The 26,051-nt window shown below is 57.8% G+C and carries 21 protein-coding genes; 11 read left to right on the top strand and 10 right to left on the bottom strand.

Annotation, left to right across the window (positions count from 1 at the left end; translation table 11 throughout):
• Window positions 1-12 precede the first annotated feature (12 nt).
• Window positions 13-408, top strand: a complete 396-nt coding sequence (locus ACZ5RT_RS10365) for a TfoX/Sxy family protein (RefSeq protein WP_464452391.1) — start codon at window positions 13-15, stop codon at window positions 406-408.
• An 11-nt stretch (window positions 409-419) separates the two neighbouring features.
• On the opposite strand, the gene ACZ5RT_RS10360 is transcribed toward ACZ5RT_RS10365, so the two are convergent.
• Entirely contained in the window at window positions 420-1,556 is a 1,137-nt protein-coding gene (locus tag ACZ5RT_RS10360; protein ID WP_464452390.1) for an iron-containing alcohol dehydrogenase, read from the bottom strand.
• 186 nt (window positions 1,557-1,742) lie between these two features.
• Between ACZ5RT_RS10360 and ACZ5RT_RS10355 the strand changes: the two genes are divergently transcribed.
• Together ACZ5RT_RS10355 and ACZ5RT_RS10350 are read left to right on the top strand one after the other, a co-directional pair.
• Complete coding sequence (locus ACZ5RT_RS10355) at window positions 1,743-2,729, top strand: alpha/beta hydrolase (protein ID WP_464452389.1); 987 nt, start codon at window positions 1,743-1,745, stop codon at window positions 2,727-2,729.
• Window positions 2,730-2,819: 90 nt separating this feature from the next.
• The gene (locus ACZ5RT_RS10350; protein ID WP_464452388.1) at window positions 2,820-3,677 is read left to right on the top strand and encodes a YbgC/FadM family acyl-CoA thioesterase; all 858 of its coding nucleotides are present in this window, start codon (window positions 2,820-2,822) and stop codon (window positions 3,675-3,677) included.
• 11 nt (window positions 3,678-3,688) lie between these two features.
• On the opposite strand, the gene ACZ5RT_RS10345 is transcribed toward ACZ5RT_RS10350, so the two are convergent.
• Window positions 3,689-4,009 (bottom strand): HNH endonuclease, encoded by a 321-nt coding sequence (locus ACZ5RT_RS10345; protein ID WP_291923655.1) that lies wholly within the window; start codon window positions 4,007-4,009, stop codon window positions 3,689-3,691.
• Between the two features lie 24 nt (window positions 4,010-4,033).
• Window positions 4,034-4,990 (bottom strand): CAF17-like 4Fe-4S cluster assembly/insertion protein YgfZ, encoded by a 957-nt coding sequence (gene ygfZ / locus ACZ5RT_RS10340; protein ID WP_464452387.1) that lies wholly within the window; start codon window positions 4,988-4,990, stop codon window positions 4,034-4,036.
• A 70-nt stretch (window positions 4,991-5,060) separates the two neighbouring features.
• Here ygfZ and mltG point away from each other — a divergent pair, with 70 nt between their 5' ends.
• From mltG to ACZ5RT_RS10300, 8 genes are all read left to right on the top strand, one after another.
• Window positions 5,061-6,062 carry an endolytic transglycosylase MltG gene (gene mltG, locus ACZ5RT_RS10335; protein ID WP_422171783.1) on the top strand — a complete coding sequence of 334 codons (1,002 nt, stop codon included), beginning with the start codon at window positions 5,061-5,063 and terminating at the stop codon, window positions 6,060-6,062.
• A gap of 59 nt (window positions 6,063-6,121) precedes the next feature.
• Window positions 6,122-6,919, top strand: a complete 798-nt coding sequence (gene tmk, locus ACZ5RT_RS10330) for a dTMP kinase (RefSeq protein WP_464452386.1) — start codon at window positions 6,122-6,124, stop codon at window positions 6,917-6,919.
• A complete protein-coding gene (locus tag ACZ5RT_RS10325) occupies window positions 6,916-7,920 on the top strand; it encodes a DNA polymerase III subunit delta' (protein WP_464452385.1) in 1,005 nt (334 codons plus the stop codon). The genes tmk and ACZ5RT_RS10325 overlap by 4 nt, the downstream gene beginning before the upstream one ends.
• A gap of 3 nt (window positions 7,921-7,923) precedes the next feature.
• The gene (locus ACZ5RT_RS10320; protein WP_464452384.1) at window positions 7,924-8,733 is read left to right on the top strand and encodes a TatD family hydrolase; all 810 of its coding nucleotides are present in this window, start codon (window positions 7,924-7,926) and stop codon (window positions 8,731-8,733) included.
• Between the two features lie 61 nt (window positions 8,734-8,794).
• On the top strand, window positions 8,795-9,571 hold the full coding sequence (locus tag ACZ5RT_RS10315; protein ID WP_464452383.1) for an ankyrin repeat domain-containing protein: 777 nt from the start codon (window positions 8,795-8,797) through the stop codon (window positions 9,569-9,571).
• A gap of 282 nt (window positions 9,572-9,853) precedes the next feature.
• Window positions 9,854-11,821, top strand: coding sequence for an integrase core domain-containing protein (locus tag ACZ5RT_RS10310; protein WP_424376010.1), 1,968 nt, complete (start codon window positions 9,854-9,856; stop codon window positions 11,819-11,821).
• The gene (locus ACZ5RT_RS10305) at window positions 11,821-12,834 is read left to right on the top strand and encodes an ATP-binding protein (protein ID WP_464452382.1); all 1,014 of its coding nucleotides are present in this window, start codon (window positions 11,821-11,823) and stop codon (window positions 12,832-12,834) included. Before ACZ5RT_RS10310 ends, ACZ5RT_RS10305 begins: the two co-directional genes overlap by 1 nt.
• A gap of 4 nt (window positions 12,835-12,838) precedes the next feature.
• A complete protein-coding gene (locus ACZ5RT_RS10300) occupies window positions 12,839-14,692 on the top strand; it encodes a hypothetical protein (protein ID WP_464452381.1) in 1,854 nt (617 codons plus the stop codon).
• A 223-nt stretch (window positions 14,693-14,915) separates the two neighbouring features.
• Here the strand turns inward: ACZ5RT_RS10300 and ACZ5RT_RS10295 are convergent, their stop codons facing one another.
• From ACZ5RT_RS10295 to ACZ5RT_RS10265, 7 genes are all read right to left on the bottom strand, one after another.
• Complete coding sequence (locus ACZ5RT_RS10295; protein ID WP_464452380.1) at window positions 14,916-15,440, bottom strand: hypothetical protein; 525 nt, start codon at window positions 15,438-15,440, stop codon at window positions 14,916-14,918.
• 58 nt (window positions 15,441-15,498) lie between these two features.
• Window positions 15,499-15,882 carry a hypothetical protein gene (locus ACZ5RT_RS10290; protein ID WP_464452379.1) on the bottom strand — a complete coding sequence of 128 codons (384 nt, stop codon included), beginning with the start codon at window positions 15,880-15,882 and terminating at the stop codon, window positions 15,499-15,501.
• A 58-nt stretch (window positions 15,883-15,940) separates the two neighbouring features.
• On the bottom strand, window positions 15,941-19,129 hold the full coding sequence (locus ACZ5RT_RS10285; RefSeq protein WP_464452378.1) for a CusA/CzcA family heavy metal efflux RND transporter: 3,189 nt from the start codon (window positions 19,127-19,129) through the stop codon (window positions 15,941-15,943).
• Between the two features lie 15 nt (window positions 19,130-19,144).
• On the bottom strand, window positions 19,145-20,743 hold the full coding sequence (locus tag ACZ5RT_RS10280) for an efflux RND transporter periplasmic adaptor subunit (RefSeq protein WP_464452377.1): 1,599 nt from the start codon (window positions 20,741-20,743) through the stop codon (window positions 19,145-19,147).
• Between the two features lie 2 nt (window positions 20,744-20,745).
• Entirely contained in the window at window positions 20,746-22,101 is a 1,356-nt protein-coding gene (locus ACZ5RT_RS10275) for a TolC family protein (protein WP_464452376.1), read from the bottom strand.
• A gap of 545 nt (window positions 22,102-22,646) precedes the next feature.
• Window positions 22,647-23,720, bottom strand: coding sequence for a signal peptidase II (gene lspA / locus ACZ5RT_RS10270; protein ID WP_464452375.1), 1,074 nt, complete (start codon window positions 23,718-23,720; stop codon window positions 22,647-22,649).
• Complete coding sequence (locus ACZ5RT_RS10265) at window positions 23,717-25,867, bottom strand: heavy metal translocating P-type ATPase (RefSeq protein ID WP_464452374.1); 2,151 nt, start codon at window positions 25,865-25,867, stop codon at window positions 23,717-23,719. The genes lspA and ACZ5RT_RS10265 overlap by 4 nt, the downstream gene beginning before the upstream one ends.
• Window positions 25,868-26,051 lie beyond the last annotated feature (184 nt).

Genomic DNA, 26,051 nt, shown 5'->3' with positions numbered 1-26,051 from the left:
TCGGCCCCGCACATGAGTGACTTCATCCCTTTTGTGCAGGAGTTGCTCGAAGGTTGGGGCCCTGTATCGGCCCGCCGCATGTTTGGCGGCCATGGCCTCTACCACGAAGGTTTGATGTTCGCCATCGTGATGGACCAGCGGCTGTACCTCAAGGCCGATGAAGTCAATCGGCCTGAATTTGAAGCGCTGGGTCTGACACCTTTCACTTACGCCATGAAAGGCAAGGACGTGGCGCTGTCTTATTGGGCGGCACCGGATGAAATGTTCGACGCGCCAGATGACGCCCAACAGTGGGCCAAATCCGCTTGGGAGGCTGCTTTGCGTGGCCATTTGGCCAAGGTGCAGGCGAGGGAAAGAGCCAAAGCGAAATTGGCGGACAAAAAGACCGCCCGATCCTCTCGGGCGTGACCTCACGCAGCTCACATGCTGGTCAGCAACATGTCGCGGTATTCGTCTGCCGAGGCGATGCGCGGGTTGGTTTTGTGGCAGTGGTCGGCCAGCGCCCCGGTGATCACGGCGTCGAACAGGCCTTCGGTCACGCCCATGGCACCCAAGCCCGCGGGGAGCCCCAAGCGGGCGCACATGTCGCGGATGGCATCGGGAATGTCCGAGCCGCTTTGAAGGCCCATGGCCTGGGCCATGCGGTTGAGGCGGTTTTCTTTTTGCACGCTTTCAGCCGACGCGTTGAACTTCACCACCGCTGGCAAAAACATGGCGTTCAAAGTGCCGTGGTGCAGGCGCGGGTTGACGCCGCCCAGGCTGTGGCTGAGCGAGTGCACGCAGCCCAGGCCTTTCTGGAAAGCCATGGCGCCTTGCATGCTGGCGCTCATCATGTTCAGGCGTGCTTCGCGGTCCTGGCCATTGTGGGTGGCGCGTTCGATGTGCGCCCAGCCTCGGGCCAGGCCGTCGAGCGCGATGCCGTCGGCAGGCGGATTGAAGGGCGCGGCCATGAAGGTTTCCATGCAATGCGCCACCGCGTCCATGCCGGTTGCAGCCGTGAGGATGGGGGGCAGGCCGAAGGTCAGCTCAGGGTCACAAATGGCCGCTTTGGGCACGATGAACCAGCTGTGGAAACCCACTTTGCGGCCGTCGTCCAGGATCAAAATCGCGCCGCGTGCCACTTCGCTGCCGGTGCCGCTGGTGGTGGGCACCGCGATGATGGGGGCCACCCGGTCGGTGATCTTGAGCGAGCCGCCCTCGATGGTGGCGTAGGTTTTGAGCGGGCCTTCGTGGCTGACGGCAATCGCCACGCCCTTGGCGCAGTCGATGGCCGAGCCACCGCCCACCGCAATCAGGCCGTCGCAACCGTTGGCTTTGTACAGGGCCGCTGCGGCGCGAACCGCCGCCTCGGTCGGGTTCGAGGGGGTTTGGTCAAACACCGCAACAGGCAGGTCGGGCAGGGCGTCGAGGGCTTTTTGCAGCACACCGGCGGCTTTGACACCCGCGTCGGTCACGATCAGGGGCTTGCGGATGCCCACGCGCTCACATTCGGCTTGCAGCAGCTTCACCGCGCCAAAGTCGATCTGGATTTGGGTGACGTAGTTGATAAAGGACATGCGAAGACTCCAATTTGGTGCCCCGGTTCGGAAGTGACAGAACAGCGGGGCAGGGCGTTGTACGATCAAAGCCCATTTTGATGCAAGAAGGCATTGGTGACACGCCGAGGCTGTCACCCTTGTTTGCCCCTTGTTTAAATTGGCCCCTGCCGCCCAGCCCTGAGGGCATCGACAACCCACACACCCATGAGCAGCCACCACACCAACCCCCGATCGTTGTTGAATGCCGCCACACGCAGCCTGATCGAGCGCATTGAACGCGCAGGCCGCCCGCCCATGGCGGTCATGACACCATTACAGGCGCGTGAGTTTTACGACATTGGCGGGCCCATGCTCGACCTGCAGCCCGCCCCGCAGGTGGACCAGGTGGAGGACATCCAGATCCCGGCCCGCGATGGCCACGCCATGCCCGCCCGGCTGTATGCCCCGCGCAGCGAGGTCGCCTTGCCCGTGCTGCTGTACATCCATGGCGGGGGCTTCAGCGTGGGCAGCCTGACCACCCACGATGTGCTGTGCCGCCAACTCTCGCGCCTGGGTCACTGCGCCGTGGTGTCGCTGGACTACCGGCTGGCTCCCGAACACCGTTTTCCAACGGCCGTCCACGACAGCTGGGACGCCTTGAACTGGCTGCGCCAGCAGGGCCAGGCGCTGGGCCTGGACACCACACGATTGGCAGTGGGCGGAGACAGTGCAGGCGGCACCCTGGCCATCGTGTGCGCCTTGATGGCACGCGATGCAGGCCTGGCCTTGTGCTTGCAACTGCTGTTTTACCCCGGCTGCATTGGACGGCAGGACACCGCCTCGCACCACACCTTTGCCGAGGGCTTCATGCTCGACAAGCAGACGGTGGACTGGTTTTTTGCCAACTACATCGACGAAGCCGACCGCGATGACTGGCGCTTTGCCCCGATGAACGCGCCCGACCACTCAGGTTTGGCCCCCGCCTGGATTGGCCTGGCCGAATGCGACCCGCTGGTGGACGAGGGCGTGCAGTACGCGGACAAGTTGCGCATGGCGGGTGTGCCGGTCGATCTGGAGATTTACAAAGGCGTGGTCCACGGTTTCATCACCATGGGCCGCGCCATTCCCGATGCCTTGCAAGCCCATGCCGATGCGGACCGGGCTTTGCGGGCGGCCTTTGAAGTCAGGGATGCCCGGTCAAGCCGGATATGACCAAACACCAAAAGCTTGACTTGCCTCAACCTTAAAAAATCTTGTCATACCCGCGCATGCGGGTATCCATCCCACAAAAGGAGCTGATTCATGAAACGCCAGGATTTCCGTTTTTCTCACCGCATGCGCGTGCGCTGGGTCGAGGTGGACATGCAAAAGATCGTCTTCAATGGCCACTACCTCATGTACTTTGACACCGCGGTCACCGACTATTGGCGGCAGTTGGCCATGCCATACGCCGAAACCATGCACCAGCTGGGTGGTGACCTGTTCGTCAAAAAGGCCAGCGTCGAGTACCACGCCAGCGCGGAAATGGACGACTATCTCGATGTGTGCATGCGCTGCGACCGGGTGGGCAACTCGTCCATGACGTTTGCGGGGGCGATTTTTCGGGGTGATGAACTGCTGATCACCAGCGAGCTGGTCTATGTGTACGCCGACCCGGTGGCCAAAAAGAGCCAGCCCATTCCCGCGCCCCTGCGCGACATGCTGGAAAGCTTTGAGCGCGGTGAAGACATGGTGCAGGTGCATGTGGGCTCGTGGCACGACTTCCAGAAACTGGCCAGCCCGCTGCGCACCGAGGTGTTTGTGCACGAGCAAAAAGTGCCCGCCGAGCTGGAGTGGGACCACGAAGACAAGAACGCCTTACACGCCGTGGCCCTGAACCGCATGGGCTTTTGTTTGGCCACGGGCCGCCTGATCCAGCACGCGCCGGGTGTGGCCCGCATCGGCCGCATGGCGGTCAAAAAGCAAATGCGCGGGAGTGACCTGGGCCGCCGGGTGCTGCATGCCCTGATGGACGCTGCGCAGCACCGAGGCGACAAGCAGGTGATCCTGCACGCCCAGTGCAGTGCCGAAGGTTTTTACAAACGCTCTGGCTTTGAGCCGCATGGCGCGGTGTTTGAGGAGGCAGGGATTGCGCACATCGAGATGGTGCGCAAGATTTGACTGGAAGCGGTTCAGGCCGCTTTTTCAATGTCAGCCAGTGCTGTTTTCACAACATCGGCCACTGTCGACCGGTTGATGCCTTTTTCTTTGCAGTAGTTGGACTCGAGCCAAATCCGCAAATCCTTCGCACCTTTGCTCGCATTGCATGACATGCAGCACAGTGAAATATTGGTGCGGGTGATGATGGCTTCGTCATTGATGATGTGTTCCCAAGAAGGCTTTTCCCCACGGCTAAGTGCCGGTACTGAAAAGTCTCGGCGGCAATAGACGCAGGCTTTGTCTCTCTGCAACACCTCTGCTTCTAGCCATGGAGGTATGTTCCAACGGTTCAAGTCAGTTCTCCAGCGCTGGCCACTTCAGATATCCGCGAGCAACTCGTAAGGCAGCGCGATGGGCGTCATGGCCGTACCTGTTGACAGATCCGCTCGCCAGCCTGTCTGCAGACTCTCGGTCGTGCCGCTCACCAGCGCATCAAATCCTTGTCCGTCAGGCCGCGCGGCACACAAGACCACGGTGGCGCAGGGTTGTTCGGGGTCGGTGGGCGTGAAGATGTCTTGCCCGGCTTCCAAGGCCACGGGGCTGTGCATGAGCGCCGTGCGGCGCTTGAGCGTGCCGCGAAACTGGCTGCGTGCCACCACCTCTTGTCCGGGGTAGCAGCCTTTTTTGAAGTTCACGCCGCCCACTGACTCGTAATTGAGCATTTGGGGCACAAAAGCCTCGAACACAGGCAGGCTGACCAGGGTCACGCCGCTCATCACTTCGGACCATTGCCAGACTTCGGGCGAGACCTCGGGGCCTGCAGGCAGCGCATGGCCCGCCGGGGCGATCCACAAAGCGCGTGGGGTTTTGGATTCGCCCAGCACGGCCGGATAAAGGGCCACAGCATGCGCCCCGTCGGTGACCGTGGTCTGCCAAGGGGCAGCTGAGCCGACTGGAGCCCGAGCGCTGTCGCCCAGCAAGCCGCGCAGCTGCCACTGGCTGGTGGCGTCGCTCATTTTGACTTTGGCCCGCAGCACAAACATGGACAGGCGCTTGAGGGTCTGGGCCAGCAAATCGAGGCTCAAGACCAGCAAGACGGTGTCGGGCGCGGTTTTGACCAGGATGAAGCTGGCCTGCATGCGGCCTTTGGCCGAGCAAAAAGCCGCCAGGCGCGATTGGCCCACGGGCAGCAGCAGCACGTCGTTGCTCAGCTGGTTGTGCAAGAAGTTGGCCGCGTCCTCGCCCTGGGCCTGGATCACGCCCAAGTGGGGCAGGGGACTGGTGCCGTTCAAGAGGGCTGGAAGCTGAGGGCTGAAATCTGCAGGGGTGTTCATGGGGCGGCTCGGTCGTCTGGCAAGGCGTGAATTATCATCCCGTCCACGTTTTCAACACCCGAACAAGGACATGCCCGTGCTCAAAGGCTTGATGAAGTGGTTGGTCAGCCTGTTGCTCGTGGCCTTGGGCCTTCTGGGAGGGGCGTATTGGTGGTTGCACCATCCCATGGACACCCGTCAGGCCACATTGGATCTGTCCATCGAGCCGGGCACAAGCCCCAAGGCGATTGCCCAGGCCGTGGCCGATGCCGGGGCTCAGACCTCGCCCACGCTGCTGTATGCCTGGTTTCGCTTGTCCGGCCAGTCGCGCCAGATGCGGGCGGGCAGTTATGAAATTGCACCGGGCACCTCGCCGCAACGGCTGCTGAGCATGCTGGTGCGAGGCGAGGAGAGTCTGCGCACTGTGACGATTGTGGAAGGCTGGAACTGGCGGCAGGTGCGCCAGGCTTTGGCCAAGGCCGAAAGCCTTCAAGCTGACAGCCGGACCTTGAGCGACGAGGCCGTGATGGCCAAGCTGGGCCGTCCCGGCGTGGCCCCAGAAGGGCGCTTTTACCCGGACACGTATTCTTACGCCAAAGGTGCCAGCGATTTGGCGGTGCTGCAGCGGGCCATGAAAGCCATGGACAAGCACCTGCAGCAAGCTTGGGAAGCTCGTCAACCTGGAGCCGCCCTGCAGTCGCCCGAGCAAGCGCTGATTCTGGCGAGTATTGTGGAAAAGGAAACGGGCAAGGCGCAAGACCGGGCGCAGATTTCGGGCGTGTTCAACAACCGGCTGCGCATCGGCATGCGCCTGCAGACCGACCCCACGGTGATTTATGGCCTGGGTGAAGCATTTGACGGCAATTTGCGTCGTGTGCACCTGACGACCGATACCCCCTGGAACACCTACACCCGGGCCGGACTGCCACCCACGCCGATTGCCATGCCCGGCAAAGCCGCTTTGCTGGCTGCGGTGCAACCCGCCAAAACGGCCGCCATTTATTTTGTGGCCAAGGGCGATGGGACCAGCCACTTCAGCGCCACCCTGGATGAGCACAACCGGGCCGTCAACCGCTACCAGCGCGGGCAGTGATGGCCTGTGTGGCCTGTCCAGTGGCATCGGCGACAATGGGGGATGGATTTCACACCTTTATGAGCAGCGGCACATTCATCAGTTTTGAAGGCATCGACGGCGCGGGCAAGTCCACGCACATCGCCCGCGTGGCCGATCTGTTCCGCCAAGCGGGCAGGGCCGTGGTGTTGACCCGCGAGCCGGGCGGCACGCCGCTGTCGGAAAAACTGCGCGAATTGGTGTTGCACGAAGCCATGGACCCGCTGACCGAAGCGCTGCTGATGTTCGCAGCCCGCCGTGAACACCTGGTTCAAGTCATCGAACCCGCACTGGCACGGGGTGATGTGGTCTTGTGCGACAGGTTCACCGATGCGACCTTCGCCTACCAAGGCGGTGGGCGGGGCTTTGACTGGCAAGTGCTGGCTGAGCTGGAGCGCATGGTGCAGCAGCGCCCTGTCGACGACGCCACAACAGGGCATGAGGGTCAATCACGTTATGCCCCCGAAGGCGGCTATCCAGCTTTCGGGTCAACTTGGACCCCCGATCAAGTCGGGGGTGACAAGTCTGGGCGTTTTGACAGCGCCCGTAAAGGTCATACCCGCGAAGGCGGGTATCCATCTTTGCGGCAACCCGATTTGACCGTCTGGTTCGACCTTGACCCGCTCATTGCAGCCGAGCGTCTGGCCTCTGCCCGTGTGCCCGACAAATTCGAATCCCAGCCCGCCGAATTTTTTGCGGCCGTTCGTGCCGGGTATGCCCGCCGCCAGGCTGAGATGCCAGGTCGATTTGCCCGCATCGATGCTGCGCAAAGCATCGATGAGGTGGGCGCAGATGTGTCACGCGTCGTGAGCGATTGGCTTCAGCGGAGCGCCGCATGAGCGCCAACATGCCAGCACCCTGGATCGCCCGGCAAGCCACCGATTTGCTGGCGCAGCGCGGTCACGCCTGGTTGCTGCAGGGGCCCTCGGGCCTGGGCCAATACGACCTGGCTTTGGCTTTGGCATCGGCCTGGCTCTGCGAAAAACCCTCAGCGCATGGCGCTTGCGGCGATTGCGCCAGCTGCCACGCCATTGCCGTGCGTACCCACGCCGACCTGGCGGTGCTGATGCCCGAGACGGTCATGATCGAGCTGGGCTGGCCTTTGTCGGAAAAAGCCCAGGACGAGATCGACAAGAAAACCCGCAAGCCCAGCAAAGAGATCCGGGTCGACGCGATGCGCGATACGGTCGAATTTTCGCAGCGCACCGACGCACGCGGGCGCGGCAAGGCGGTGCTGGTGTTTCCGGCCGAGCGCATGAACACCATCACGGCCAACGCCTTGCTCAAAACGCTGGAAGAACCGCCTGGCGATGTGCGCTTTGTGTTGGCCACCGAAGCGGGTCACCTGCTGTTGCCGACCATCCGCAGCCGATGTCTCGCCCACACGATGAAATGGCCAGAGGCCGATGAAGCCTTGAACTGGCTGAGCGGGCAGGGTGTGCAAGCGCCTGTGGCGCAGGCTTTGCTGCGCAGTGCAGGGGGCCGCCCCACCGATGTGCTGCGCCAGGCCGAAAGCGGTTTGTCGCCCGATTGGTGGGCCGCTTTGCCCAAAGCCATGCGCCAGGGCGATGCCCGTCACTTGGCTGAACTCAGCCCGGCCCAGGCCATCGATGCCCTGCAAAAACTGTGTCACGACCTGGTGCTGCGCCAGTCGGGAGCCTTGCCTCGATTTTTTGACGCCAGCCAGTTGCCTGCTTGCGCCGCATCGGTCGCGGTGCTGACCGATTGGTTCAAGCGCCTGATGCAGTCGGCCCGCACGGCCGAACATCCCTTCAATGCTGGTCTGATGCTCGAAGCCCTGACCGCCGACGCCCACCAAACCCTGATGTCCAAGGGCTGAGCCATGTACACCGACTCCCACTGCCACCTCAATTTTCCGGAGCTGATGAGCCAGCTGGACGTCATCGAGCAGGCCATGCAGGCCGCTCAGGTGACGCGTGCCCTTGTCATTTGCACCACCCTGGAAAAGTTTGATGAAGTGCACAACCTGGCCATGGCCCACGGCAACATGTGGGCCACGGTGGGTGTACACCCCGACAACGAAGGTGTGCGTGAACCGAGCCTGCAGGATTTGCTGGATGGCGCGGCCCGTCCCAAAGTGGTCGCCATTGGCGAGACGGGCCTCGACTATTACCAAATGGACGAGCGCAAAGGCGGGCGCACTGTGGCCGATCTGGAATGGCAGCGTGAGCGTTTTCGCACCCACATCCGGGCGGCCCGCCAGACAGGCTTGCCTTTGGTCATCCACACGCGGCAGGCTTCGGACGACACCATCGCCATCCTGAAAGAAGAGGGCGAGACGGGTGGTGCGGGGTGCGCAGGCGGCGTATTCCATTGCTTCACCGAAAGCCAGCAGGTGGCCCGGGCCGCGCTCGACTTGGGTTTTTACATCTCGTTCTCAGGCATCCTGACCTTCAAAACAGCAGCCGATTTGCGCGAGGTGGCCAAATTTGTGCCAGATGATCGCTTGCTCATCGAAACCGACAGCCCTTACCTGGCCCCTGTGCCTTACCGGGGCAAGACCAACAACCCGTCTTATGTGCCCTACGTGGCCAAGTTGCTCGGGGAGTTGCGCGGCTCGACGAGCGAGGCCATCGGTGAACTCACCACGCGGAATTTCCTTCAATTGTTTGCCCGAACCTCGGCTGAATAACTTCATGCACAGCTTTCAGTTGTTTAAAAAAATCATTGTTTTTACTGGGTTTTTTTCTTCCTTGAGCATCACGTGGGCAGGCTCTTACGAAGACTTTTTCAAGGCGATCCAGTTCGATGATGTCAAAACAGTCCAGAGCTTGTTGCAGCGTGGTTTCGATCCCAATACGGTCAATCCGTCCGGTGTTTCTGGCCTGATGCTGGCCGTGCGGGAGCCATCGCTCAAAGTGGCGGAGTTGTTGGCGGATTGGCCCAAAGTCAAAGTGGAAGTTCGCAACGACAAGGATGAAAGCGCCTTGATGCTGGCCGCGCTCAAAGGCTATTTGCCCTTGGTCAAAAAGCTCGTGGAAAACGATGCCGATGTCAACAAGCCCGGATGGACGCCTCTGCATTACGCGGCCTCTACGGGTCAGGTACAGGTCATTGAGTTTTTGCTCGAGCAAAGCGCCTACATCGATGCGGAATCTCCCAACGGCACCACACCCTTGATGATGGCCGCCATGTACGGCAGCCCCGAGGCCGTCAAAGTGCTGATCCAGGCGGGTGCTGACCTGAACATCAAAAACCAGCTGGGCATGACGGCGCTGGATTTTGCTGTACGCGGTCAGCGCCAAAACGCCAAGGAGTTGATCGAAGTCGGCTTGCAGCGCCAACGTGCACGTGCGGCAAAGCTCGAAGAAACTGCAGCGCCCACACACGCTCCAGAGCCTGCCACCAGCGCAGCGGTGACTCAGCCCGCATCAGTGCCTGCCGGGGTTCAGACAACGCCGCCGACTGGACCCGCTCAGGCGGACAGTGCACCAAGGGTGCCGAGCAAGCCTTTCAAAACAGGCTGGTGAAGCTGCTGCAACTGAGCTATCGTTCACACAAGTAAATTTGATGCTAGTAACAGCTGGATCTTCCCTCTGGAGGGTGTCGCTTTCCAAGTAAAGTTGATGCTACGAATTCCAAGTAAAGTTGACGTTAAGTGATTCTTCCTTTTTAATGAGTCTTGGATAGACCTTTAACTAGGAGGTTCTATGGCTTTATCGGGACGAATTGGATATCGCTCAACTCCGAATTCTGAGCTATCGAGCCAGAGCATTGACCTTGGCAATTGGCCTATGGTGGATGAGAACAGCTTGTCAGCTGCTCGCAAAACTAAATTTTTAGCCCGAAAAAAAGCCATTGAGCTGTATCTCAAGGGTGCTACCGATGCAGTTTTGCAGAAGAAAACGGGTGAAAAACGATCCAATATCTACCGAATCATCACAAACCGATGCCTTCAAAGGCACTCAGATGGGGATATTTTTGGTTGGCGAGGAGCACTTCCACATTTCCGTGTGACCGCTTACGAGCGTCAAACTGCACCTGTTGTTCACGAAAATGGGGCTGGAGCAACCGGCGCGTTGAAGTGGCTACTTGAACGTCCACAGTTCAAAGATTTGAAAGATCGTTTTCACAAACGAATCCTCAATAACGCCGATTCTCTTGCACACCCTAAGATCAATGTTCAAACGATCTTTCGATGGTTCATTGACGAGCTAAGAAAAGCTGGCTTGGAAGATCAGAAAGCCTGGCCATTCAATTCAGAGTCGCTCGGCTATGAGTCAGTTCGTCTGTACATCAAGAAGGTTTTGGCAGAGCATCCTTTTTTAGCCATGTCAAAAATGGGGGGGCCTGACGCAATTGCAAAAGCCAAAGCCTCCGATGGAACCCGACGACCTGATTTCAAGCTGTTTGATCGGGTCGAGTGTGATGCCCACAAATTGGACTGCCGAATGGTGGTCATGGTGCCGTCTCCTCACGGCGGTTATGAACCCAGAAAAATCCGCCGCATCTGGATCATCGTGATCATTGACGTCAGATCCCGTGCAGTTCTGGGGTATCACATCAGCTTGCGACGCGAATGCAGTGCGCTCGACGTTCTGATCACCATCAAAAATGCTTTATCCAAGTGGGCCCCAAGAACCTTGACGTTTTGTGAGGATGGGTACGCAGAAGGCGCGGCCTTGCCATCCGCACACTCTGAAGTCTATTTGTCAGCTTGCTGGAATGAGTTCAGCGTTGATGGCGCATTGGCCAACGTTTGCCCCAGAGTCGAGGAGCCATTGCTGCATATTGTTGGCGCCAAGGTCATCAAACCCCAAGACCCTACGTCTTACAGTTCAAGGCGCAGCAAAGATGATCGGCCATTCATTGAGTCGTTTTTCAGGGTTTTGGCCTCTGGCACCATGCACCGACTCTCTCCGAGCACAGGCAGCAGTCACGAAGATAAGAAAGGACGAGATCCAGAAAAAATTGCTGCGGAGGTCCAGTTCCAACTTGACTATGCCGAGGAGTTGCTGGATGTCACCATCGCGAACTACAACGCCACGCCACATACAGGTCTGGGCTATCGCAGTCCTCTTGCACAAATGGACTTCTTGTCTGCCAAAACAAAAAATCGCATTCGTCACGCTGACCCGGAGCTCGTTAAAAGAATGGCGGGAACCAGAAAGGTCTGCACATTGCTTGGCGGTGAATACACAGGCAAAAGACCGTATTTCAACTTTGAGAACGCCAAATACACCTCCGAGTGGCTGGTTCAACGTCCGGATCTTCTCGGTAAAAAACTATGGCTTCAACTGGATGACGAAACAGACGCACGCTGGGCCACAGTCTCCGATTCAAATGGACTGATCTACGGAACCGTCCATGTTCAACCGCCGTGGCACCGATCACCCCACACCCTTTACATGCGGCAAGCCATTCGGGCACTTGCAACAAAGCGATTGTTATTTCTGACCGGCAATAGGGATCCCGTCCAGGCGTTAATTGAATACGCTGAGATACATGCCAACAAAAAGCTACCTGTTCATCCGGCCTATCTGCAGGCGCGACGAATCATGATGACCAGCACTCAAGCGTTGGATGAAATGAAGGAGCCGAACTTTTCGGTGCCAGACGTCATGGGTGAAATCAACCGTCAGGCCATGCCCGAAGAGCTGACCAAGGTCTCCGGAGCATCCAAGAAAACGAAGGGCACCTCACCGCCACCTGAGCCGAAACCCAAATCTGCAAGCCAGAGCGCTCCACTTCCCAAGATGCGCATGGCAAAGACCTGGTGATGGAAAACTCAGACTTTCAGCTCGTTCCAGAGCACATCCCCAAAGACCATCCCCTGGTCACGAGAGATTACTCGTTGTTCACCCCCGCCATTGAAAAAATGGTGAGCACCATCGGACGGTGGCTAGACGATCAATTTGATGGTGCCACCATTTATGGGGCCTCTCGACTGGGTAAATCCAGCGCTGTTGATAACTGGCTAGAAGGCTTGCTCGCTGCCAGGTATGGAGGATTCATACCGATGGTGATCTGGAGTCATACCGAATCGGGCGGTGCCAGCGCATCCGGGCGGTTCTATGCAAATTTGCTGGAAGCAGCCAAGCATCGGTTGGCCAGATCAACACGTAGCCCAACGGAACGCTTGGGAATGCTCGTGGACCGTTTTGAACAATTGTCAGCACAGGCGGGCGGACGTTTTGTTGTACTTGTGATTGACGAAGCACAAGGCATGACGATGCGCGAGTGGTTGTGGCTTGTCGAGCTGCACAGCATGCTGGAGAAAAAGAGGATTCGGTTGTGTGTGATTTCCATCGCTTCTGTTCAATTTCGGGATGACCCGATCAATCTCGCCATGGCTGGCGGTGCACATGTCGCTGCGAGGTTCTTGCTTACCGCTGCCAGGTTTCATGGCATTTGCGATGAGGCGCAATTGGGGTACGTGATGTCCGGGTATGACGAAGGCTCTGAATGGCCTGTGGGATCGGGCATTTCTTTTACTGCCAGCATCATCCCTGAGCTTTGGGGCAATGGATTTCGCCTTGCCAGTTATGCGGCACCACTTTGGGAAGAGTTCATCAACCAATTGCCGCATCGCTATGACGGGCCGCATGAAATTCCAATGAAAACGATCTCTGTGGTGTGCAGACGGATTCTCCTTTTGCTGGCGTCTGGACGAGCGGAGTCAGATGTGCTGTCAAAAAAATCCATCAGTGAAATCGTCGAGCATTCTGGCCATGGTGCCCTGATGGCGATTATTTCAGCGGGGGCACCAAGGGGACGAACACCAAAGGGGTAAGCGCATGACAACTCTGACATGGAAGCCAGGCACGCTGTTGCCCTACACGTCACTTTGGCTGACATTGAGAAAACTGGCCCACTTGAACAAACTCAGAATTTCTGACTTTCCACTGAGTGAAAGTTTTTCACCCAGGGCGAAACGTGCGCAGAGTCAAAGCCGTTCGGTTCAAAATGTTGATCTTCGAGTTTTGGCTCGATTGATGGGTGAGCCAGTTCAATTGTTTTCATTTTGTGATCATCGATTCATTCCATACTGCTGGCAATTCTTGTTCACACCCCAAAACGGCTACTGCCCAAAGTGCTTGGAGTTGGGATATCACACCAGGCTCTTTTCACTGAAATTGCTTACTCAGTGCCCGATCCACGAGGAGCCGCTGCACGTCGAATGTTCGTGCATGAAGAACGATGGAGAGAGTGTTGATGCCATGTCTCTTGCTTATCCAAATACCTGCCAATGTTCAAGCCTGAAGTATTTCGATCCATCGCGCTTGCACGGAAACGATCATCGTTTGATCGACACCGAAAAACTCAAGCCGCTTGCCGATTGGTTGACGTCGTTGAGCGCCATTTATCTGGCCTCGTACATGAACAGAAAATTTGATGCTTTGCACGAGGAAGAATGGCTCATTCGACTCAAAGAATTGTGTGAAATCCAAGCTATCGCATATCCGAATGCATTGATCAAATATGAAACACCTAATTACCGTTACGCCTACAGAACTAAGAGTATTGAATTTCGAGAGCTACCAAATAAACCTCGGCTGGGAGTCGAGCAGGGTGGTCACACTGATTTTTGGAGAATGAGTTTTGTACCAACAGATGTCTACAAATCTGTAGCGCGGTATTTGCGTCGGCACGTGGTTCCGCGATCTGATTATTGGGTGTGGCAATTCAGAAAGTGCATAACGCCAGAGGCGATTGCAGCACTGCTGCGATCCAACCGGCAAGCTCGTCTGGCATTCATAGAGCTGATTTGGGCCAGAACCGTTGAGCCGACGGTGGACATAAGGCGTTGGGATGAGCGTAAGAAATTCCCCCCAGAAGGAGGGTGGTACAGATGCAAATTTTCAGAGTTCTTGGGTGAGGCGTCCGTTGGATTTGAGCAGTACCTTCAGAGGGCGTCAAAAGCAGAGAATTCATTATGGGTCCGAAGTCACGTCTTTGGCCTGTACTGCCTTGCAGTTTGGAAAGAAGCAGAGCGATTTGTTGAATACAAGATCAAACAGGGACGATGCACTTGGTCAACCGATGAAATTCGTCAATTGAACCTTTTCCAGATCACAGTGACCCGGCATACTGCACGAAGTCTGGAGTTCACAAGCTATGTGGATGAGCCATTGGCATTGACACGAAAAATCGGACGAAGCAAATCACAAAGAGTTTTGGATCATGACAACCTTACCCAAGCGATGAAACAAAAGTGTGGGTCGGGTCTTTGTTTGACTTGGTCTGAGCGTGATGGTTGGCACACAGCGCCAAGTGTTGAACTCTGTGATGGTTGGAAAATCCACCATGTTTCCATCGCTCCCAGACGACGAATCAAATCAATCCTAGTCTACTCAGGAGGGTACTTTTACCTACGGTTGGTTGACTACAAAATTCAAGTCTTTTCAGTCCGCACGTGCGACCTGTTCGGTTTTATGCGCCTGCAATTTGCTCAATTTTGCAAGATGAACAACCTCTCGCTCTCCATCGATGAGCATAATTTTGCTCACCCCTTTAAGGCTATTTCGAGTCCGGTATGTAGGAGTTTTGATCAATATAAATATTTATGTGAACGTGAAATTGATCGGCATGGATTTTGCGCATCAGATCGTCGTATCGAAGCCTTTCGGTTGAACGGGTTGGTCTCATAGCGAAATGATTTCGTTGAAATATGGCCAATTTAGACCCGGTCATCTATCACTGCCTTGAGGGTGAGGTACAGGCCATAAGCGGACGATAAGGATATTGCATCAACCTGAGCTTCAGGCTGATTGCAGGCGTTTGTGAAACCAAGCGTGTTGAGTGTTTGCGCCATGAACGTCACTGCCACTCCCACCGCCAATGACAAACAGTCATGGCGGGGGCCCCAGAACATCAAAGCAAAGTGATGTCTTTGATCAAACGGGAACGCAGTGCGCGCCGTTTGAGTTGATCAACTGAGTCATCTGTCCACCAATGTGAAGAGTTGCCCCAGATCCAATCGGTACCCGTAATCCCTAGTAACTGAACTTCCCCCTTCGTACCTGAAATTGTTCGATCAAAGGTCTTGCCTCCAACATTGAAGGTGATTTGATGAGTCCCCTCTTTTAATCGCAGGCGAATCATGGAGTTTGGAACAGTCTCCATCGCTGCGCCACCATCCACAGAAATGTCCAACGGATGATGTCCGTCGCCCCAATAACGCACGACGTAAACCGTCAGAGCTTCAGGCACTGAGGCAAACGACTTTGCTTCATCATCTTTGGCAATGCTGGGCGCAGCATCTTTGGTGCAGTAGGCGTTTCTGCCACGATCCGTGTGACAGTATGGCTTCTCAGCCAAGCGATCGACCGGTGTCGCACAGCCAGCCAATGCAAGTACAGCTACTAGTGGAGAAATACCTTTGACAAGAAAGTTCATGGCTGCCTTTCAATTGTGCTGGAAAGTGCCGAGAGGACTGTCCCTCTCGGCCCCCGAGTCATTTCAGAACAAATCGTGCCGTAGCAGCCTTGCTGGCAAGATTGACTTGCGCGATAACTTTCGTGCCAGGCGTAACCTTAAAACTCCCCTTGGCTTCAAGCTTGTCTCCGGTCGGCTTTAACTCGACCTCTTGCTTGTCAGCACCGGCAAGCAAGGTAATCTTGGCCGTCGCCTTGCTGACGTCGACTGGTTTTCCGTGATCGCGCACGTACAACTGAAGTACATCGGATTTGGCCACCAATTCGTAGTCCACATCCTTGATCTCGGTGACCAAGCCCCCGTGCAAGGGTTTGTCTTCATGGCCATGATCGTGCTTGTCGGCTGCGAACACGGCCCCCGACAACATCAGAGTCAAAGCAAAGGCAGTAGAGATCAGCTTCATAAAATTTCCTTTCAAAGTACAGGTTAAAAATTCAATGCTTGGATGGCAGGGATAACGTTTAGTGCGAGGTGGTCGCATCTTGCGGATGCACGGGCTCAGCAGTGACATCCTCGTCTTGCTCGTTTGGCCGATGGGCCAGACGATAAAGAATGGGGAGTACGAGTAGCGTCAGTAGTGTGGAAGACAAGATGCCACCGATCACCACAGTGGCCAGGGGCCGTTGAACTTCTGCGCCGGTTCCAGTGGCAATCGCCATCGGGATGAAACCCAAGGAGGCGACTAAAGCCGTCATCAGCACAGGACGCAAACGGGTCAGAGCACCGTCTCGGATGGCTGCGTCTAGAGGCATTCCTTCCTCTCGCAGGGTGCGGATGTAGGAAATCATCACAAGGCCATTGAGCACGGCGACGCCTGACAGCGCGATGAAGCCAACGGCCGCCGAAATCGACATGGGAATGTCGCGCAGCCACAGCGCCAGAATGCCACCCGTCAAGGCGAACGGAATACCCGTAAAAACCAACAACCCATCCTTGGCGTTGCCGAACATCGCAAAAAGCAACACAAACACCAAGAGCAGCGAGACTGGAACAACGATCTGCAAGCGCTGGGTCGCCGACTGCAGATTCTCAAAGGTACCTCCCCAACTCGTCCAATACCCGGGGGGGATTTTGACTTGTGCCAGACCCGCTTCTGCATCCGCAACAAACGAGCCCACATCTCGGCCACGAACGTTGGCACTCACCACGATTCGGCGCTTACCGTTTTCCCGACTAACCTGATTCGGGCCTGGAGCCAACTCGAAACTCGCCACTTCGGCCAACTGGATGAAGTTGGTTCGGCCTTCAGCACCGCCCGATCCGCGCGGCAAAGGAATCGGCAAGCGCTTCATACCTTCAAGGTCGTTGCGCAAAGACTCTGGCAACCGCACCAAGATGTCGAATCGACGGTCACCTTCAAACAGCGTCCCGGCCTCACGCCCTCCGATAGCCGTAGCCACGGTGTCTTGAATGTCGCCAACGTTCAGACCATATCGGGCGGCCTTTTGGCGATCAATGTTGACCGTGAGCATTGGCAATCCGGTGGTCTGTTCAACCTTGACCTCGGATGCACCCTGGATCTTCTGCAACATTGACGAAACTTCTTCGGCCGTCTTGTTCAACACGTCCATGTCGTCGCCAAAGATCTTCACCGCAACATCACTGCGAACCCCAGAGATAAGTTCGTTGAACCGCAGTTGGATCGGCTGAGAGAACTCATAGTTGTTGCCTGGTATCTTGCCCACGACTTCTTGCACCGCAGCAAGCAGCTCATCACGTGACTTGCGTGGCTCTGGCCACTCCGACACCGGCTTGAGCATGATGTAGCCATCAGAGATATTCGGAGGCATTGGGTCGGATGCGATCTCCGCCGTTCCCGTTCGCGCAAAGATGCGCTCGATCTCAGGGAACTTGGCTTTGAGCGTGGCTTCTAGCTGCTGCTGCATTGCCACCGACTGCGTCAGACTGGTGCCAGGGATTCGCAGGGCCTGGATGGCGAAATCGCCTTCGTTCAAGCTGGGTACAAATTCACTTCCCATGCGGGTCGCGATCAAGCCGCACAGAACAACCGCCACTGCGGCAACAGCCAAGACAACAGCCTTGGCAGCCATCACTCGGTCCAGCAAAGGGGCGTACCAACGCTTGGCTTGCACCATCAGCCAGTTTTCCTTTTCGCTGACGCGGTTGCCAATAAACAGTGCGACAGCTGCCGGGATGAAAGTCACTGACAAAATCATTGCCCCGACCAGCGCAGCAACCACGGTGAACGCCATCGGATGGAACATCTTTCCTTCCACACCGGTCAGAGCAAAGATGGGCAGGTACACCACCATGATGATGAGCTGACCAAATAAGAGCGGGCGGCGCGATTCCTTAGAAGCAAGGAATACCTCGTGAAAACGCTCGGAGCGCGTCAATGGCCTGCCGTACTGAGCTTGCGCATGGGCAAGACGACGGACACAGTTCTCGACGATCACAACCGCTCCGTCGATGATGATGCCGAAGTCGAGTGCGCCCAGACTCATCAAATTGGCGCTCACCTGGTAAGTCACCATCCCAGTGAAAGTAAACAACATCGACAAGGGAATCACGGTCGCCGTGATGATGGCTGCGCGAATGTTGCCCAAGAACAGGAACAAGATCACGATCACCAGGATCGCGCCTTCCAACAAGTTCTTCTTGACCGTGTTGATGGCTTTGTCCACCAAGACCGTACGGTCGTAGACGGTGACAGCGTGTACGCCTTCAGGAAGGCTGCGGTTGATCTCAACCATCTTTTTGTCGACGGCTTGGGAGACTGTTCGGCTGTTCTGTCCGATGAGCATGAAGACCGTGCCCAGAACCACCTCGCGCCCATTGTCTGTGGCAGCACCCGTGCGCAGTTCACGCCCCAAGCCTACCTCAGCCACGTCACGTACCCGAATAGGCACGCCACCGGCGCTGCTCAGGATCACGTTGCTGATGTCCTCTAAGGTTTTGACCTGACCTGGGGCCCGGATCAAATATTGCTCTCCACGCTTTTCGATATAGCCCGCGCCCACGTTGCCGTTGTTGCGATCTAATGCCGTCACGATGTCCTGTAAGGTGATCCCCAGCGAGGCAAGTCGCTCGGGTATCGGCGAGATTTGGTATTCCTTGGCAAAGCCGCCAATCGAGTTAATTTCTGTAACGCCGGGCACGTTGCGCAACTGCGGCTTGATGATCCAGTCCTGAATCTCGCGCAGATCGGTGGCCGTATAAGGTTGGCCATCAGGCTTCTTCGCACCATCCTTGGCTTCTACCGTCCACAGGTAGATCTCGCCCAAGCCCGTCGAGATCGGGCCCAACGCCGGGGTGATGCCTGAAGGTAGTTTGTCGCGAGCCTCCTGGATGCGTTCGTTGACCAATTGGCGCGCAAAGTAGATGTCGGTGCCGTCCTTGAAGATCACAGTAACCTGCGACAGTCCATAGCGGGACAGGGAACGGGTTTGCTCCAGGTTGGGAAGGCCCGCCATCACGGTCTCAATCGGGTAAGTCACCCGTTGCTCGGTCTCCAACGGTGAGTACCCCGGTGCTTGGGTATTGATCTGCACCTGGACGTTGGTGATGTCCGGCACTGCGTCGATGGGGAGCTTCTGGTAGTTGAATACGCCGACGGCCGCCATACCGATGACTGCCAGCAACACCAACCATCGGTGCTCGATAGCTGCGCGAATAAGTTTCTCAAACATGGTCGTTGCCTCGTCTCAATGGGTGTGTTCGGCAGAGGCTTTGCCGAGTTCAGACTTCACGACAAAACTACCTGCTGCCGCGTAGGGAGCCCCCGGCTTGAGTCCTTGCACCACCTCGACGCGCTTGCCATCACTACGACCTAACTGCACGGGCTGGGCGATGAAGCCTCCGTTAACCTTCAGGAACACAACAGGCTTATCACCCACAGTTTGAATGGCGTCACTGGCCACGGTCACGGGAACATCCGCCTCCGATGAGATCACTTCCACACTGACAAACAGACCAGGCCGCCAAGCGCCCTTGGGGTTGGACAAGACCACGCGGGCCTTGGCCATGCGGGTCTGCTCACCGATCAATGAGCCCACAAAAGTGATGGTTCCGATCGCGCTGGCATCGAAGGCCGTCGCTTTGATGGTGACCTTCTCGCCAACCCTGACCAGCGGCAAATCCTTCGCAGGCACGTTGATCTCGGCCCAGACCTGTCCCAGGTCAGACACGGTGAACACGGCGGCATCTTCCTTGACGGCCTCACCGAGGCTGAGATGCTTTTCGATCACCAAGCCGTCGAATGGCGCGCGCAGCTCGAAGCGATTGAGCCCCCCCGACGAACTTGAGGCCAACCCCAAGGCGGACAGCTTCTGCTGGGCGTTGGCCACGGCGACCTCTGCCTCGTGCAAGGCTTGTCCGGCTTGCAGATAGTCCTGCTCGGCAGAGATCTTCTGCTCCCAGAGCCTCTTTTCACGCTCATACGTGGTCTTGGCCAAGACCAATCGCTTTTGTGCCGTCTGCAACTCGCTGCGCTGCTCTGATGCCGCCGGGCTGGCGATGACGGCCAAAACTTGGCCTCGTCTGACCGCCTGCCCCAAACTGGCCTGCACACTCTCGACCACCCCCGCGATGCGCGGAACAACGTGCGATGTCCGGTCTTCATTCAGGCGAATCTCGCCCGGCAATTGCAAAGTGGATTTGATGCGGGCCGCACCTGCCGTGTCGATGCCAATGGATGCGGCCTTGATTTGTGCATCGCTAAGTTCGACCTTTCCTTCCTCCTGGTTCAGGACGAACATGAAGGGCTCGGTGGAAGTCTGGGCAACGATGCTGATATCAAAAGCGTGTGGCTCGGGCACCACCTCGCGGCTCACCAGGCTGTCCTTGTCAGGTGCAAAGTTGAGGGTCTGCTTCTCACCGGTCAAGCGCGTGATGGTGGCGCTGACTTTGGCGGCATTGTTTGGAAGCGGCTTATCTTTGCTGAATAGCCAGATCCGCAGGCGTGGTTCGCCGCCATCCTCAGCCAGCAGCGCCTCCAACCCGAAGTCCCCCTCCTTGAACAGCTTGCCCCCATGCGGCCCCTTGCTCGGACCTTCGTGGTGCTCACCGTCTGCATGGCCTTTGTCGTGATCGTGGCCATCTCCGTCCTTCTTGCCGTGGTGCTCTCCATCACTGTGTGCCTTGGCTTCAACGTGGCTGCCATGTCCGTGACCGTCATCTTCCGCCGTCTTGGTTGTCTTGTTGCTGAGGATGGCGGTGCCAAGCACGACGCCAGTCGCGGCAATCGCAGCGATAGCGATCAGCTGCTTTTTGCCGATATTCAGTTTGTTTGTGTCGATTTTCATGTTCATTCCTGGTTAGCTGGCTTGTCGGTGTTCGGCGTGGAGTCGCCGAGCACCCGGTCAATATCCGCCGCCGCGCGATGCGCTTCGGCCAGTGCCTTGAGGTGTTGGGACTTGGCGGCGAAGTAGGTGCGCTGCGCGTCCAGCACTTCCAGGAAGTTGAACTTGCCGTTTTCAAATCCGATGGTGGCTGCGTCGTAGGCACTCTTGGCCCCGGGCAGTACGTCCCGTTGCAGGACATCAACTTCCCAGCGAATGGCATCCAGCCGCTCGCGCGCTTGCAAGACTTCCGTGCCGACGCGTAGGTTCAGGGCCTGGAGTTCGTCCCGGGCTTTGTCTTCGCGCTTCAGCGCTTCCAGCAAGTTGCCCTGATTGCGATCAAACAACGGCAACGGCACGGAGACGCCGAACAGCAGCTGATCACGCTGCAGCTCATTGGGGCGCTTCACTCCCAGGCTGAAGGTGACATCGGGCACCCGCTTGCTGCGCTCCAAATCGACCAGTGATCTGCGGCGTTCCATCTCTAGCTGCGCACGACGCAAGGTTGGCGAGACAGACAGGCGTTGCTGGACACTGTCGAAGCTTGGAACGAGCGGGAGCACTTCAACATTGCCCGCGACGAGGGTGAAGCGAGGTGGATTGGCACCCAGCAAGCTGGCAAGACGTCCCCGAGCGTTGCGCTGCTCGCTTTGCGCCTGGGCGAGTTCAACGCGCACCCCGGCCTCAGCCACCCGGGCCTTTGATTCTTCGACGGGAGAAACCTTACCCGCTGCCACGCGCTTGGCAACCGCGTCGGTCGCTTTTCTCGCCAAATCGACACTGTCAAGAGCCAGTGCTACACGCTCCTGGGCTGCCAGCGTTTCGAAGAAGGCGGCGACCACAGCGGCGCGGATTTCGATGCGCCGCACATTCAGGTCTTCCACTGCGATGTCGCGCCCTCGCTCGGCGGCCGCGATACGGGCCGCGCGCTTGCCGCCCATTTCAACGGGAAGGTTAATCTGCACGCTTTGTGTACGGGTCTGTGCGCGCTGGTCTTCCAGTAAATAGGCAAGCTCTGGGTTAGGGCGCGCTTGCCCTTGAAGCACCTGACCTTCAGTAGCCTCAATTTCACGTTTTGCGACGGTAAGGTCTGGATTGCCGTCGAGCGCCAACGCGATGGCTCTCTGCAACGTCAGAAGCGTCGCCACATCGGCCTGCGACTCAGATTGGGCTGTGCGGTTGGCTTGCGCAGCAGGCAGCGATTGGGCAAAAGATACCCCTACGGTGAGCGCAATAAGCAGGCCCGCTGCAGTTGCCTTTTTTGTAGCCCTATGAACGGCAAGTGACGCCCGTCGTTTTTGCTTGTGAATACTCTTCAACATCCGATTCTCCAGTGATTTCAAAGACACGAGGAAATCGGCGGAGAGCGATCCAAATGATCGCCTGCTACATCGTCACGTCAGCGGCGCAAAGGCGGCTTTGTGCGGTCACGCACCAAGCGCGACTGCTTTAGTGACGACGAGGGAAGGAACGCGCTCCCCGCCGATCAGGCGAGGACACGCCACTGCGGGCGTTCTAAGCGTTCGAAAGGGGGCGACGTAAGATGCAGCCAGTAGTCCGCTATGTCTAGGGACGAGCTGAACATCGGCGGGAGAGTCACCTCCCCAGGCAGGGCTGATGAACACCCCGCATGGCAGGATGCGCAATCAGGATCACCGCCACCGGTTTTGGCTGGATCGGGTGCTGTCTCTTTACCATCAGTAGCCTTGTGCTGATGGTCATGGTGACCGAAGTGTTTGGCTGCGGCTCCAGTTTCGTGCTGGCAATAGCTGGCCACTGCCGCCCAGCTAAGCTGCAGCGGCATGAACACCAACAGAAAAATTGCCAGCCATTTACGCATGAGTTGAACAGTGTAGCAGCTATAGACTTATTCGTCTTTTGAGTTTTCTACCGCCTTGCCTTGGGTCGTCAGCTGGACGATGAGCAAGGCAGCGCCCGATGTGATCGCCACATCAGCGAAGTTGAAGGCGGGCCAGTGCGCAAGCCGCCAATGGAAGTCGAGGAAATCAACAACCTGTCCACGAAACACACGATCCGCGACATTGCCAAGCGCACCACCAAGGATCAGGCTGTAGCCCACCGCTTCAAGAGGTGGTAGTTGCTGACGCAACATGCGCCCCAGCCAAACAGAAACGACCAGACCCAGCGTGATGAAGAAGTAACGTTGCCAGCCGCCAGCACCGGCTAGAAAGCTGAATGCTGCGCCCGGATTCAGGACATGGACGAAGTTGAAGAATGAGGTGACTTCGACCTGTTCTCCGTAGGCAAACGTGCGGGTGATGGAGAACTTCGCGAGCTGATCGATCATCCCCGCACCGGCGGCCACCGCGAACCAGACCGAGGCTGATGTGCGGCGAGTTGATTGCCACAGAGAGGCCGCCAGCGGTATCAACCACCCGGCGAGCGCCATGCAGATCCATCCAAGTCCCCATCCCGCGAGCACGTCGGCAGGGAAGTGCACGCCGGCGGCGACGCGCGACCAACCGACCAATGCAGCGTACAACACCATACCGATGCGGCCAAGACGACCCATCAAAGGCCAGAGCGCGCCGACCACCAGCGCGGTATAGGTGGAATGTCCGCTGGGCAGGCTGTAGTGGCGTTCGATATCACCGATAACGCGCACCGTGTCGCCAAGGACGGCCAGCGGGCGTGGAAAGTCCAGCCATAGCTTCAAGACGGTGGCGATCAGCAAAGCCAGCAGGAAGGCCGCGCAAAAACCAAGGAGGCGGTGCAAAACTGCCGCGCCACGAGCCGGGTTGGCGGCCGACTTTGACCACCACCACAGACCCAGCATCGTCAGCGGCGCCGTCCAGTAACTTCCCGCGAGGCTGAAGAACCACACCAGCGGCCCCAGCGCGGCAGGCGTACCCGTGTTGATGGCTTGAAACAGCGCGACGTTCAGGCCACCCCAGTCATAGAGAAAGAATTTCCATGTCATCGGCGCAGCAGCCTCAAGCCGTTACCGACGACAAGGAGGCTGGCGCCCATGTCCGCAAACACAGCCATCCACATCGAAGCGTTATCAAAGATGGCCAGCAGCAGGAACACCAGCTTGATGCCGAGCGCAAGACTGATGTTCTGCCAAAGCACAGCGTGGGTGCGCTTTGAGAGCCGTATCGTTTCGGGCAAGCGACGCAAGTCATCGTTCATGACGACAACGTCGGCGGCTTCCATGGCGGTGTGAGTTCCGGCCGCACCCATCGCGAAACCGATGTCAGCCTTGGCGAGGGCTGGCGCGTCGTTGATGCCGTCGCCGGTCATCGCCGTGACGCCCAAGCGCTGTTGCAGTTCGCCAATGGCCTGCAACTTCTCTTCGGGCAGCAAATTCCCACGTACCTCGGCAATGCCAGCCTGAGCGCCGACTGTACGTGCGGTCGCGATGTTGTCGCCCGTCAGCATGACCGTTGTCACACCCATGGATTTCAGGTCGGCCACGGCCTGGGCGGATGAAGGCTTGATGGTGTCTGCCACCGCGCAGATGGCCATGACTCGCTGGCCGTTCGCAAGGATCGTGACGGTGCGTCCGGCTTCCTCATGAATTGCAAGGCGCGCTTCGAGCTGAGTCGAACATTGCCCGCGCTCTTCGATCCACCGGTGGTTGGCCAGCGCGTAGGGATGATCGTCGATCACGCCTTGCACGCCGCGTCCTGCAACTGCTTGAAACTCACCGACCTCCTGCTCGTCCGTTGACAACCCCTCGGCGATGGCCTTAGAAACCGGGTGATCCGACCGTGCTGCGAGACTTTTTGCAAGCCCCTCAAGAACTCGTTGATCAACACCGGGGTCCACCGACTCGAATGCCACCAGTTTGGGCTTGCCTTCGGTCATGGTGCCAGTCTTGTCCATGGCCACGGCCTTGATCTTGCGGGCCTCCTCCAGGTACACGCCGCCTTTGATCAAAATTCCCCGACGTGCCGCAGCCGCCAGGCCGCTGACGACTGTGACAGGCGTGGAAATCACCAAGGCACACGGGCAGGCAATGACCAGTAGCACCAATGCCTTGTAGACCGCTTGCAGCCACGTCACCCCCGTGATCCAAGGCATAAGCAGAGCTACCGTAATGGCGAGGGCGAAGACCGCCGGAGTGTAGATGGCAGCGAACCGATCCACGAAACGCTGCGTCGGAGCACGCGAAGCTTGGGCCTGCTCAACGGCATGGATGATGCGCGCCAGGGTGCTGTCTGAAGCGGGTGCCGTAACACGCATTTCGAGGGCAGCCGCCTGATTGATAGTGCCTGTATAGACTTCGTCTCCGGGTGCCTTGTCGACTGGCAGGCTTTCGCCTGTCACCGGCGATTGATCAATGGCACTCTGGCCCAAGGTCACGACACCATCCAGCGGAATGCGTTCGCCCGGTCGGATACGCACTATCGCGCCCACTGCAACCGCTTTGACCCCAACCCGACTCCAGCTACCGTCGGCCTGACGCACTTCAGCCTGCTCCGGTGCAAGTGCCAACAGGCTCTTGATGGCGTTGCGCGCCCGATCCACGGCCCTCGCCTCAATGGCTTCGGCAATCGCGTACAGGGCCATCACCATGGCGGCTTCCGGCCACTGGCCGATCAAAAATGCCCCGGTCACGGCCACCGTCATCAGGGCATTGATGTTCAAGCGCCCCTGCCGCAGTGCGGCAAGACCTTTGCCGTAGACCGAGAAGCCCGAAAGCAGAATGGCCACTGCTGCCAGCACCATGCCCAACACCTTCACCGGCCAACTGTCCGGCAATGCGAATGCCAAGCCTTCAGCAGCCAACGCTAGCCCTAAAGCACCGATCAACTTGCCCCAAGAAGTCCAGAAGCCTGTTGGCGGGGCGGGAGTAGCGTCCACCGTTTCATCTTCCACGCCAAGCGGTTCCGGCTTGAAGCCAGCCTTGCGAATAGCCTCCAGTGCCTGCGACAGCGCACTGTCATCGGCTGCAATAGCCAACTCGCGATCACCCAGGTTGAATTGCAAGCCACGAATGTCTGCCACACCGTCCAGCGCTCGGCGAATCTCCGACTCTTCCGAAGCGCAGTCCATGTTCGCAATGCGAAACCGCTGCGATCCTCCATTTACCTGCCCGGGCGGCAGAGATTCAGTGGACATCGCTGAGGCTTGGCAAGAACTTGCGCAACCGCAAGCAGTGTCGGTGTTTGTGTCGGGCAACGTATGTGGCGCAGACGGGCTCATGATCTTCTCCTTGTTGGGTTGATTAGAAACCCTGTAGCCACTACAGTGTCAAGCGCCTACAATGAGATGTGATAAGAAAACTCGCTACTGCTCAAGGTGC

Source organism: Limnohabitans sp. TEGF003, assembly GCF_055395455.1.
The sequence above is the reverse complement of the archived record's forward strand: the minus strand, read 5'-3'. Positions and strand labels throughout refer to the sequence as shown.

What these genes read in the sequence shown, in the direction of transcription:
- ACZ5RT_RS10365 (WP_464452391.1), top strand. Translation starts at nt 13, where the DNA reads ATGAGTGACTTCATCCCTTTTGTGCAGGAGTTGCTCGAAGGTTGGGGC.
- ACZ5RT_RS10360 (WP_464452390.1), bottom strand. Translation starts at nt 1,556, where the DNA reads ATGTCCTTTATCAACTACGTCACCCAAATCCAGATCGACTTTGGCGCG.
- ACZ5RT_RS10355 (WP_464452389.1), top strand. Translation starts at nt 1,743, where the DNA reads ATGAGCAGCCACCACACCAACCCCCGATCGTTGTTGAATGCCGCCACA.
- ACZ5RT_RS10350 (WP_464452388.1), top strand. Translation starts at nt 2,820, where the DNA reads ATGAAACGCCAGGATTTCCGTTTTTCTCACCGCATGCGCGTGCGCTGG.
- ygfZ (WP_464452387.1), bottom strand. Translation starts at nt 4,990, where the DNA reads ATGAACACCCCTGCAGATTTCAGCCCTCAGCTTCCAGCCCTCTTGAAC.
- mltG (WP_422171783.1), top strand. Translation starts at nt 5,061, where the DNA reads ATGCCCGTGCTCAAAGGCTTGATGAAGTGGTTGGTCAGCCTGTTGCTC.
- tmk (WP_464452386.1), top strand. Translation starts at nt 6,122, where the DNA reads ATGAGCAGCGGCACATTCATCAGTTTTGAAGGCATCGACGGCGCGGGC.
- ACZ5RT_RS10325 (WP_464452385.1), top strand. Translation starts at nt 6,916, where the DNA reads ATGAGCGCCAACATGCCAGCACCCTGGATCGCCCGGCAAGCCACCGAT.
- ACZ5RT_RS10320 (WP_464452384.1), top strand. Translation starts at nt 7,924, where the DNA reads ATGTACACCGACTCCCACTGCCACCTCAATTTTCCGGAGCTGATGAGC.
- ACZ5RT_RS10305 (WP_464452382.1), top strand. Translation starts at nt 11,821, where the DNA reads ATGGAAAACTCAGACTTTCAGCTCGTTCCAGAGCACATCCCCAAAGAC.
- ACZ5RT_RS10300 (WP_464452381.1), top strand. Translation starts at nt 12,839, where the DNA reads ATGACAACTCTGACATGGAAGCCAGGCACGCTGTTGCCCTACACGTCA.
- ACZ5RT_RS10295 (WP_464452380.1), bottom strand. Translation starts at nt 15,440, where the DNA reads ATGAACTTTCTTGTCAAAGGTATTTCTCCACTAGTAGCTGTACTTGCA.
- ACZ5RT_RS10290 (WP_464452379.1), bottom strand. Translation starts at nt 15,882, where the DNA reads ATGAAGCTGATCTCTACTGCCTTTGCTTTGACTCTGATGTTGTCGGGG.
- ACZ5RT_RS10285 (WP_464452378.1), bottom strand. Translation starts at nt 19,129, where the DNA reads ATGTTTGAGAAACTTATTCGCGCAGCTATCGAGCACCGATGGTTGGTG.
- ACZ5RT_RS10280 (WP_464452377.1), bottom strand. Translation starts at nt 20,743, where the DNA reads ATGAAAATCGACACAAACAAACTGAATATCGGCAAAAAGCAGCTGATC.
- ACZ5RT_RS10275 (WP_464452376.1), bottom strand. Translation starts at nt 22,101, where the DNA reads ATGTTGAAGAGTATTCACAAGCAAAAACGACGGGCGTCACTTGCCGTT.
- lspA (WP_464452375.1), bottom strand. Translation starts at nt 23,720, where the DNA reads ATGACATGGAAATTCTTTCTCTATGACTGGGGTGGCCTGAACGTCGCG.
- ACZ5RT_RS10265 (WP_464452374.1), bottom strand. Translation starts at nt 25,867, where the DNA reads ATGTCCACTGAATCTCTGCCGCCCGGGCAGGTAAATGGAGGATCGCAG.